The organism is Rhizobium sp. BK176 (assembly GCF_024808055.1).
Window position 1 is genome coordinate 116,367 of the sequence record NZ_JANUBV010000012.1, and the last position, 10,911, is coordinate 127,277.

The 10,911-nt window shown below is 55.8% G+C and carries 10 protein-coding genes and 1 pseudogene; 5 read left to right on the plus strand and 6 right to left on the minus strand.

All coding sequences use genetic code 11. The features are described from left to right. The first annotated feature begins 101 nt into the window (after positions 1-101). From FHT76_RS28085 to FHT76_RS28095, 3 genes are all read left to right on the plus strand, one after another. A complete protein-coding gene (locus tag FHT76_RS28085) occupies positions 102-383 on the plus strand; it encodes a hypothetical protein (protein WP_183756672.1) in 282 nt (93 codons plus the stop codon). A gap of 227 nt (positions 384-610) precedes the next feature. Then, complete coding sequence (locus FHT76_RS28090) at positions 611-1,021, plus strand: MarR family winged helix-turn-helix transcriptional regulator (RefSeq protein ID WP_246719952.1); 411 nt, start codon at positions 611-613, stop codon at positions 1,019-1,021. A gap of 155 nt (positions 1,022-1,176) precedes the next feature. Then, positions 1,177-1,437 (plus strand): hypothetical protein, encoded by a 261-nt coding sequence (locus FHT76_RS28095; protein WP_183756674.1) that lies wholly within the window; start codon positions 1,177-1,179, stop codon positions 1,435-1,437. A gap of 80 nt (positions 1,438-1,517) precedes the next feature. Here the strand turns inward: FHT76_RS28095 and FHT76_RS28100 are convergent. Beyond that, positions 1,518-1,905 (minus strand): annotated as a pseudogene (locus tag FHT76_RS28100) (response regulator). A 209-nt stretch (positions 1,906-2,114) separates the two neighbouring features. Here FHT76_RS28100 and FHT76_RS28105 point away from each other — a divergent pair. Next, a complete protein-coding gene (locus tag FHT76_RS28105) occupies positions 2,115-3,854 on the plus strand; it encodes a GAF domain-containing protein (RefSeq protein WP_183756675.1) in 1,740 nt (579 codons plus the stop codon). A 246-nt stretch (positions 3,855-4,100) separates the two neighbouring features. On the opposite strand, the gene FHT76_RS28115 is transcribed toward FHT76_RS28105, so the two are convergent. From FHT76_RS28115 to FHT76_RS28135, 5 genes are all read right to left on the minus strand, one after another. Next, positions 4,101-4,625: a DUF2934 domain-containing protein gene (locus FHT76_RS28115; RefSeq protein ID WP_183756676.1), complete on the minus strand. Its 525-nt coding sequence runs from the start codon at positions 4,623-4,625 to the stop codon at positions 4,101-4,103. Positions 4,626-4,780: 155 nt separating this feature from the next. Beyond that, positions 4,781-6,940, minus strand: a complete 2,160-nt coding sequence (gene catE / locus FHT76_RS28120) for a catalase C (RefSeq protein ID WP_259186084.1) — start codon at positions 6,938-6,940, stop codon at positions 4,781-4,783. A gap of 74 nt (positions 6,941-7,014) precedes the next feature. After that, entirely contained in the window at positions 7,015-7,515 is a 501-nt protein-coding gene (locus FHT76_RS28125) for a ferritin-like domain-containing protein (protein ID WP_183756678.1), read from the minus strand. Positions 7,516-8,035: 520 nt separating this feature from the next. Continuing rightward, entirely contained in the window at positions 8,036-8,269 is a 234-nt protein-coding gene (locus FHT76_RS28130; protein WP_183756679.1) for a DUF6894 family protein, read from the minus strand. 312 nt (positions 8,270-8,581) lie between these two features. After that, complete coding sequence (locus FHT76_RS28135) at positions 8,582-8,725, minus strand: hypothetical protein (RefSeq protein ID WP_183756680.1); 144 nt, start codon at positions 8,723-8,725, stop codon at positions 8,582-8,584. 610 nt (positions 8,726-9,335) lie between these two features. Here FHT76_RS28135 and FHT76_RS28140 point away from each other — a divergent pair. Further along, entirely contained in the window at positions 9,336-10,829 is a 1,494-nt protein-coding gene (locus FHT76_RS28140) for a murein L,D-transpeptidase (RefSeq protein WP_183756681.1), read from the plus strand. The last annotated feature ends 82 nt before the right edge of the window (positions 10,830-10,911 follow it).

The window sequence follows — 10,911 nt, forward strand, 5'->3', positions numbered from 1 at the left end:
TGTGTCTTCGTGCCGCAACCATTATTTGCGGAGTAATCAGTTGACTTCACCTTGGAACAAACGCCGCGACCCGGCAATCGGGCTGCACGTAAGGAGGCATCGTGAACATCATTTCGAAGACATTGGACGAGATGACGCGGGTTGAGCGTTCCAGCTTGCTGGAAGCGGTCGCCAGCGCGCTCGAGGCGACGGCAAGTGAGGCAGAGGAAAACGGTGATGCACGTTTCGTTGCCAACTCCACCTGCTTGGCAAACACCATTCGCGGTTTATCCGGAGATCTCGCACCCCGAGAGATGGCGGCCGCAGAATTGCTTCTTGAGCAGGGTATTATGCTGATGCACCAGTTTTCCAACAGATCGAAGCCCGAGACTCTTCTCAACTAGGCCCGTGCCCCGGCGGGTCCAGGATCTCGGGGCAACGCTCTCGGAACCCGAGCCAACCCAGATGGCGTTCCCGGCGCCGTGGGCGGTCGACGACGCGCTGCTTTTCCAATGCCCATCGATCATGCGAAAACATTGGTTGACTACGAAACGAATTCGTCTAGTTTCCTAGTCAACGAATTGGTTGCCGCTCAATGGTATCTGACCTTACCTCCCATACAGGCTATTGGATGAGAATGATATCCAATGCCGTTTCACACGGGTTCGCTCGACGCCTTGCCGTGGAGGACGTAACGGTCGCCGAGTGGGTACTCATGCGTTCGCTCTATGATGAGGGGCCAATCTCTCCGTCAGTCCTGGCAGAGAAAATGCACATGACCAAAGGCACGGTCAGCAAGCTCGCTGATCGCCTCGCGACAAAAGCCTTCATCGACCGCATCGGGAATGATCGGGATCGGCGCGCCCACAGCTTGGTCCTGACTGTGGCGGGACGTGAAAAGGTTCCGCGCCTAGCGGCTCTGGCGGATCAAAACGACGCAGAGTATTTCGACGTGTTAACCGGGCAGGAGCGTGTCGCGCTTGATGAGATTTTGAAATCACTCGTCCAGAGACGAGGACTGAAGACCATACCGGTGAAGTAGTGTGGGGGGGAGGACGCAACGTCTAAATTCCTACTATATGAGCAGGCATAAAGTATCTGCCGGCGTTTATATAAGAGTCATTTTAGTAGATCTTTTTTGGTGATTTGTACGAGAAAGCAATCGAAAGAAAAAATTGCTAACCTTTCGATAACCTGATGCTGAAATTCTATGCAGGATTTTCCGGACAATTGGGAAAAGGCACTACAAACATGTTCATCGTGGCAGTCTCGGACAATGGGCAGGAAAGAAATATTGTCGCCAACGAAGTCATTCTGTCGAACGGTAAAGTCCTTGTTCAGGCTGGGGGCCAGCGGCACGAATTTGCAATCGCCGCACTGATTGATGTCGTGCCTGTCCAGGCAGGCATCATCCGTTGTGGCCATACGCTTCTCGAGCGCGGCCCGGTGCTTAACTGAAGCGCCAGGGATGCCGGCCTCAGGCCACGCTCGGCAGTTGAGTGTTTCTCCGTTCCTTCTAGGCGCAAAGCCGCGAAAGATCATGCCCCGGTCAAAAGCCGGACCGCAGAGGCAACCTCATTGGCAACGTAGGGCTTGCTCATGAAAGGCGTGCCGATGGGAAGCTGGCTACTATCGGGGACACGATGCCCCGATGTGACGATGATTTTGATTGGTGGCCACCGACCCGTACGAAAGCCGCCAACAACAATCCATCCATTGTTCCCGGCATGTCGATATCGGTAAACAGCAGCGTGATCTCGGGATGATTTTCGATGATGCCTATCGCCGCGGCGGCGCCCGAAGCCTCGAGGACGGTAAAGCCCTCATCCTGGAGATCGCCACGATCGCAAGGCGCAGGAGCGGTTCGTCCTCCACGACAAGGACCGTAGCTGATCGGCGAGGCAGGGGTTCACTTCTCGATGACATTAATCAACTTTTCCGCCAGGAGTTGGTACGCTAGAAGACATAACTGGTTCATGCGGCATTTATCTCAAGCGTGTTATTTTCACTCGGAAATTGGCGCCAGCTTCTGACGCCAATGTTGATTCCACAGGCGGCCATCAACACGTTTTGTTTGATCCAGTAGAAGAAGGAATGTTGGGATTCGTCATCCATCAGGCTTGGAGGAGGAAAATATGGCCCTTAACGACCAGATCTTTCAAACTCCATTGGGGAGCTTGACCAGAGCAACGACGGCGATCGCGCGTGCACGTTCAGTGAAAGAGGTCATCGAGACAATTCGCAGAACGGCGCGCTCTCTGGTTGGCTGCGACGGCATTACGGTCATCCGACGGGAAGGGGACCTTTGCCGCTATGTGGAGGAGGATGCGATCGAGCCACTCTGGAAGGGGCAGAAATTCCCCGCGATCGCATGTATCTCTGGTTGGGCAATGATCAATCGCCAGACAGTTGTTGTCCCCGATATTGCCCAGGATGACCGCATTCCAATCGAGCTCTATGCCGGCACCTTTGTCCGGGCACTCGCAATGGCTCCTGTTCGCCCGAGCGATCCTATCGGCGCGATTGGCGCCTACTGGTCGCAGGCATACACTCCCTCGCGGTGGGAGATCGAGACGCTCGAAGCACTCGCAGAGGCCGCCGCGGCAGCTATCGAGAATGTCGACTTTATCGCGTCCCTTTCGGATCAACTGGTGAACGCGAAAGGCACCGATCCGGCTGGCCGCCAACAGTTCGTCGATGATTTTGCAAGGGATATCGAATTCGTCGGCAATATCGATGCCGTTCCGATTATCCTCGATATCGTGCTGCGCATGACTGGCATGGGGTTTGCCGCCGTGGCACGGGTTACCGAGACGAAATGGATCACCTGTCAGGCTCTGGATCACGTCGGTTTCGGCCTCAAGCCAGGCGATGAGCTGCCAGTAGAAACAACGCTCTGCAACGAAATCCGTGATCACCGCCAGCCTATCGTATTTGATGACGCCGAGGTTGACCCACGTTACCGCGACCACCATACGCCGCAGATCTACGGGCTGCGGAGCTATATCTCGATGCCAATCATATTGGCGAACGGAACGTTCTTCGGTACGCTTTGCGCAATCGACTCCAGTCCGGCCAAGGTCAACGACCCAATGGTGATTGGAACATTCAAGCTCTTTGCCGAACTGATTGCGCACCATCTCGACGCCGGCGAAAGGTTGCAGGCCGCGCAAGAATCTCTTGAACGTGAGCGGGAGCTTGCCGAGCTTCGCGAGCAGTTCATCGCGATACTTGGACACGATCTGCGCAATCCGCTCGCCGCCGTCGACGCAGGCGCAAGCCGCATGCTTCAGGAAGGATGGACCAACCGAACCCCAGCTATGCTGAAGCTCATGAAATCGAGCATATCGAGGATGGCAGGGCTGGTCGATAATCTTATGGATCTGGCCAGGGCACGGCTTGGAGGTGGAATAACCCTGACAGTTTTCCATGGTGATCTGACCGATACGCTGCAGCATGTCGTGGGCGAGCTTCAGGTGGCGCATCCGGAAAGGCGTATCTCAGCGTCGTTCAATTTTTCGTCGCCGGTCGTTGCGGACCACCCTAGGATTGCGCAGATGTTTTCGAACCTGGTTTCGAACGCCGTCACGCACGGATCCGCCGACAAACCGATTGTCATCACCGGAATTACGGCTGAGGGTGCAATTGAAGTTTGCGTTTCGAATGGAGGTCGGCCGATTCCTAAAGATCGGATCGACAGACTGTTCATGCCCTTCACCGGCGCCGATGGGATGGCGCCTGCCCATGGGCTTGGTCTCGGCCTTTATATTTCGTCGCAGATCGCAAAAGCCCATGGAGGGCAGATCGATGTTTTCTCCGACGAAATCGAAACGCGTTTCACCTTCCGTATGCCGATGCTCGTGATGGATCCCTAGGCTCGACGACAACTGATGCTACGGTCCCCGTAGTGCGTATAATCATGATCCACGCCCACGGCCTTTAAGCCAGACCACCACCAGGAAGATGATGGTACCGATGCTGAGCCCGCCACCGCGACGGCCGACTGGAAGGCTGAGGCCTCCAGCGCGACCGGACAGTTTCCATGAGTCCCACCTTCGTCGCGCCGTCCTCGACATTGTCAGACTGACGACGTCCCTGCCATTTCATTTAACCTCCGAGAATCAACGGTTGCCTGGTCGATCAACATGGGCCCGAAGCATCCCGATCAGCGCGTCATGCGCATATGGTTTCGAAATGAAGGAGACGCCGCTCGCGAGGTCAAAGGCGCCAAGTCGGACGTGCCCGGATGTTACGATAACCCGCGTCCGGGGAAACTGTGCCCGCACTCGGCTCACCAAGCCAAGGCCGTCCGTAGAGCCAGGCATGTTGACGTCGGTAAAGACTGCGTCGATCTCGTTGCTTTGAAGAATGACCAACGCCTCATCGGCGCTTCCCGCTTCCAGCACATCGAAGCCCTCTGCCTCGAGGGCGTCCACCGCCGCAAAACGAATCAGCGGCTCATCATCGACCACGAGAACCTTTTTGACAGTCGTCTCAATTGTTTGCGCCGAATTGCCTTGACCGAGTGTCCCCCATTCCGCCACGGCTTGTGACCAGTGATCGCGGTCGCGCCCGTGCGGGCATCCTTCGCCCTGCCACAGGGCGTGAGCGCGCCTGCTGATCCAGTTGTATGCTTCCTGATCCATGTGCTGCCTCTTTTGGGAAGGCGAACGCCGCAGGCGGGAGCCGGTTCCGTTGCACAAAAAAAATCAAAAAAAACGAGCAAAGAAGTGGTGTGGCCGCTTGGTTGTTCTGGGGACAAGGGGCTTTGGAGGCGCGGCTGCAAGGCCGCGCCTTCCGCTCAAACGATCGGCGAAGACGCCTTGCCGAGCTTCACAGCGGGTTCGCGAGCCCAAACGCGCAGCTTACCGATCTCCTGCACGAAGTCCGACACGCTCTTGTCGCCCGGCAGGGCGATGGTGCCTTCGTCAAGCGCGCCAGAGATTCCCGCTTTCTCAAGCAAGGGGAGAGCCGACTGGTCGTAGCCTATGAACTTGCAATGCTGAAATGCATCAGCAACGAAGTCTCGGGCAGTGGCTTCATTGACGAGATCGTCCATGGCCTGATGTGCGGTCAGCAGTGCCACGGCATCGAAGAGCACGGACGGTCCGCCGTCGATCATGTGGTGCGCCTCCACCCAGCTTCCGTCTGAAGCCGTCACGCCTCCCACTTTGGGTGCGATGATTTCAAAGACTGCCTTCTCGGTGGTGACAGCTTTGCTAAGAGCCTTCAGAAGCTTGGCATCTACACCGTCGGTGACAAGAATACCAAGCTTGCGGCCTTCGAAGCGTTTCGGACCACGTTCCACAATGCTCAGCGCTGGCGACGGCTCGAGATCCTGACGGGTTGGGACCGCCGCCTCCGCGGGTGTGGGCATCGACTGAAAACCGAGCTTTTCCGCAACCGTTGTGGCAAGCGTATCGTCGATGTTCATCAGATGCGAAACCATCCGTTCTCGGATTGCCAGTGTCTCTACCTTGCTCAACTCGAACGTCAGAGCCATGGCAATGTGTCGCTGCTCAGGTGGCGTCTGACTGATGAAAAACTGGCGCGCCTGACTATAGTGATCCGCAAAACTCTCTGACCGAAGCCTGACCATCGATCCCTGTTCTTCGGCTGGAAAATGGCGATAGCCCTGCAGCGGGGATTCTCGCGGACCCTGATTGAACGAGTTTGGCTGATAATTCACACGTCCAACCGGGTTACGCATTGCCATGTGGCCATCCTGCTGGAAGGTGTGGAAGGGGCACTTCGGGGCATTGATCGGCAAATGCGTGAAGTTCGGCCCGCCGAGCCGCTTGAGTTGCGTGTCGAGGTAGGAAAAATTTCGACCTTGCAGCAGGGGATCGTTGCTGAAGCCAATACCAGGAGGCACGTTCTGCGTCATGAATGCGACCTGTTCGGTCTCGGCGAAGAAATTATCGGGCATCCGGTCGAGCACCAGTCGACCAATCGGTCTGACCGGTAAAACCTCCTCAGGAATGATTTTCGTCGCATCAAGGATGTCGAAATCAAAATTATCCGCGAAATCCTGATCGAAAAGCTGGACGCACAGTTCCCATTCGGGGAAACTGCCCGCCTGGATCGATTGCCAGAGATCGCGGCGGTGGTAGTCCGGGTCCGCCCCGTTTATCTTGACAGCCTCATTCCAGGCGACCGACTGAAGGCCGAGCTTCGGCTTCCAATGGAACTTGACGAATGTCGATTGATCATTGGCATTGATGAAACGGAACGTATGAACGCCGAACCCTTCCATGAACCGGAAGGACCTTGGGATCGCACGATCCGACATGATCCACATGATCATGTGCATGCTCTCCGGCGTGAGGCTGATGAAGTCCCAGAAATTGTCGTGAGCGGTCTGTGCCTGCGGAAATGCCCGATCTGGCTCTTGTTTGGCAGCGTGGACGAGATCCGGGAACCTGATCGCATCCTGGATGAAGAAGACAGGAATGTTGTTGCCGACGAGGTCCCAATTGCCCTCCTTCGTGTACATCTTTACCGCAAAGCCGCGGACGTCGCGCGCAAGATCAAACGAGCCCTTGTTTCCTGCAACAGTCGAAAAACGCACGAAAGCGGGGGTCTTCTCGCCGGCGCGTTGGAAAATGTCGGCGCGGGTAAGATCGGTGAGAGGCTCGTATGTTTCGAAAAAGCCATGGGCGCCATAGCCACGGGCATGCACAACGCGCTCCAGAATGCGTTCATGATCGAAATGAAAAATTTTCTCGCGAAAATGAAAGTCTTCAAGAACAGCAGGTCCGCGAGCCCCGACGCGCAGCGTATTGTGGTCATCGGCGACGGGCGACCCCTGAGCGGTAGTCAGGATATCATGACCGTCCTCCGAAAATTGATGCAGTTCACCACCGACGCCGCGGTGGATCTTCTGGTCATGAATCGTGACATTGTCGGAGACGGTGGTTTTCTTGGATAACGTTGGCGATGCCGATGGCTTCTTGGCCATGGTTCCCTCCGATTGGTGAAAGGCAAAGGAGGGCCGCTCGTTTGAACGACCTTCCCGAGTGATCGCGATTTGGATCAGGCGGCTTTCGTGCCCTTGGGGTTCGCAGACGCCTTGGCGAGCTGGGTCAGCTTCTGGTCGGTTGCTTCCTCTTCCTTGAGGCTGGTCTGCAGAAGCGGGATGGCGTTCTTGAGACCAAGCTGGCTCGCCCAAGCAATCAGGGTGCCGTAACGCGCAATTTCGTAATGTTCGACCGCCTGCGCGGAGGAGATGAGACCGGCGTCGAGAGCAGGCGATCCCTTGAACTCTTCCATGATTTCCTCGCCTTCTGCGATGATACCCTGGATCGCTTCGCAAGTCTTTCCCCGGGCAGGCTTGCCGATGATCTCGAATACCTGCTCAAGACGATCAATCTGGCCCTGCGTTTCATCGCGATGCTGCAGAAATCCTGCCCTGCCTTCTTCCGACTGCGCCGCACGGGCCATCTTAGGCAGGGCTTTCAAGATCTGCTTTTCGGCGTAGTAGATGTCCTTGAGGGTATCGAGAAAAAGATCGTCAAGGGTTTTCGTCGTTGCCATGCTGTGGTCCTTTCACTTTAATGGTAGCGCGACTAAACTTTGACCTGCGCCGATTGTTCCACATGGCACGAATCCTTTTCATGCCGGAGGCATCTTGTTGGAGCGAGGACCCGGTGCTGTAGCGCGTTCTTGCCAAGTGACGAAATTCGTCCGGCCTGCTCACACTAAGCATGAGTGGCCAGTCGTTTGGCGAGTTCCTTCGCCTTTTCGACAGCGACTGCTTCGTTTCTCCGAAGAAGGTTTTCCATGCCTTGACCGGCTGCTCGCGGTTGTCGAAGGCTCTTACACGATCGAGGTAAACGCGCCGGGCATCGTTGTCAGGCCGGACCACGCTGAGGCTTCTCGACCTGGCTGGGAGCGCGTGGAGTCAAGTAGAGTTGATGGTGGTAAGAAATGTTTGTGTTGTCGTCCATTTTCGCTTTGCGTGTGCCCGGTAGAAAGAACAAATAGGAGAACGGAAGGTTCCCTGGATAACTCGATCAATCGGGCAACGAATTGAGCGCAATCTGGCTTTACGTCCTTACTCAAACCGGATAACGTCACGAAAATAAATTGTCTCCACCCGGTTGCCAGCGTGGTCCGCGATTTCGAAGCGCATGCCGTCGATCTTGCGATCCTCGAGAACAAGTTCGGCGACCATTTCTCTCGCAGCACGGTTTGCTTCCCGTCTCGCATCGTCCAATGTTGGTAAGTCTAAGCCTTGCTGATCGAGATCAATTCCGTCGTCGGAGCAAAGGTTGAAGTAATACAGCATCTTGGACCTCCACCTAGAGCAGGAAACCCCCAAACTCTGGTCGTTGTTCCGACCGTTCAGTCAGCGAGTGGACGAAAGCGCCTCGATCGCAACTCGGGAAGATGGGGTCCGGCTGCAGCGGGTGTCTTTTCCTCTCATAGATCGCTTCCACTGCGCTGGTCACGATTCTCGGCTCAAGGTCCTCAGACGTCAGTTCATCGGTATTGCGGTAATTCTTGCGTTCGGTCACGAGGACTTACTCGGGGTTGGAGAATTGGGGCGGCGGAATGGGATCCATGGTCTCCGCCCGGACTGTCTCGGGATCCGTGTCGGTTACGCCATCATCGGTTTCGAGCATTTTATCCTGACGGGCGGCTTGCGCTGCTTGTAGCGATTGATGTCGGGAAGCTCGTCGCCTTGGGTATCCTCGTGACTTCGGTGGAAGCTTGGCAGAATCGGGATTGGCTTGTCTGTCATGGCTCGGCCTCCGTTTCCGGAGGCAAACTCAGAACCATTGCACGAGTTCCAGTTGAAGACTTGAGCTCAATCGCGCCTTTCGAAACCGCATCGGCTCACAGTTCGTCATTGAGAAGTTGGGCCGGATGCCTTGCGCGATGCGCCCGCGATGGCCGCCATTCGAAGTTTTCGCAGTCGCGCGGTCTTTCCTCGCACTGGCGCCGCTCCTGTTCCGCTGTTCCATGACAAACCTGTTTGTACCTTCGAACGCATGCGTGCGTTTCTACACGGTCAGGGTTCTTCTGATCCTGCTTACCATTTCAATCATCTTTTTACGAGGATATCTAAATATATGATGGTAGGGAGCCGCGGCTTCTACGTGTTCGACTTTAAGCCGGCAGAGGCTTCTTGAACGATCGCCGATGCAGTTCCCAGCGCGGCTGAGAGTTCGAAGATATGGCGCCTTCATTTGTCTATCAGCAACACCGGAATGCCGGTGTCCGTAAAGTGGATCGAAGATCGTCGGGGCTGCAAGATGGGGGCCAAGTCGCCGCGCCTATCTTCTGCCCAAATGTGGCGTTGTAGTCCGGCTTTCCGGCGCCTGCGTCGCACTTGAGGTTCAAGGAAGTAGATGATCCGAAAAAAAACGACCAAATGGGTTGCCCTTGTCAGTGCGATGGCTCTTGCTTCCGCTGTGGGAGACCTCCGTGCAGAGCCTCAGCCCGTCCTGTCGAAAGAAGTCATTTCGACCATTCCGTACACCGTCCCAGCGCGCCGTCCGGCCCACATTTCCCCGCGTAACGGCGCCGGCCCACTCACGACGCTGTTTGCCGTCGGGAACAATCAATCGAGGGTTCTGCAGGAAATGGGCGGCCTTTCGAAAGAGATGAATAGCGACATAGCCGATGCTGTCGAGGCCTATTACAGCGACCAAAAAGCGAAACTGATCTGGGTTGACGGCAGGGGTCCGAACGCAAAAGCCGCTCAGGCAATCAGCCTGTTGAAGCAGGCTGGCGATTGGGGACTAAATCCGGCCGACTATGAGGTTGCCTTGTCATTTCAAGGCGCCCCCAGGAATTCCTCAGACTATGCCAGATCGGTAGCCCTGTTTGAAGCATCCCTGTCAGAGAAGCTTCTGATGTTCCTTCAGGACAATTTTCGCGGTCGGATCGATCCGAACAAATTGTCCAACTACTACGACTTCAAACGCAAACAGGTCGATCTCAGGGCTACCCTCTATCAACTGTCCAAGACGCCCGACCTGATGGGGATTTTTGACCGCTTGATGCCGAGCAACCCAAAATTCGCTCAGCTTGCCGCTGAACTTCACTGGCTACGCACATCGGGAGAAGGCGATGCATCCGCGAGCGTCAACAAGGTCATCGTGGCAATGGAGGAAATGCGATGGCTCCCGCAGGAATTTCCCGAAAAGTACGTGTTCATCAACCAGCCTGCTTACATGGCCTACTATTTCGACCGAGGTGAATTGGCACTGTCAATGAAAGCGGTCATCGGCCAACAAGACCACCAGACAAACTTCTTCGATGCCACGATAAAGACCGTGCAATTCAATCCTGATTGGGGTGTCCCGCAATCTATCATTCGAAATGAAATGCTGCCGCACTTGAAGCGCGACCCGTCCTATTTGGACCGAGAGGGCTATAAGGTAGCCGTGAAGGGGAAGGAGATGTCTTCTGCAAAGGTCGACTGGGCCCAACCGCTGGAGAACATCTCGGTTGTCCAGCCACCAGGGCCGGACAATGCTCTTGGCCAACTCAAGATCCTTTTCCCCAATCCTCATGACATCTACATGCATGACACGCCGGCACGAGGAAAGTTTGCGTCGCAGGATCGCATGTTCAGTCATGGGTGCGTTCGACTGGAAAATCCTCGCGCCATGGCCGCCGCCGTCCTGCAGACCTCCGTGGAATTTGTTGATCAGGAAATTGCCGGCGGCGAGAAGAAAGACATGCCGGTGCCTGAGGAAATTCCTGTTTATGTTTCCTATTTCACGGCATGGCCGACCGCCGACGGCGTCATTCACTACTTCGATGACATTTATGGTCGCGATGCGCAGACGTTGGCTGCGATTGCCGCAACAAGCGCCAGTCGCGCTCAGCCGTAAGAGAAGGACTACAGCAGCTGGACTAGATGGTTCTGCGATCGAGACAGCGCACCGCTCGCTGTTCCCTGCACACCCTTCCTTG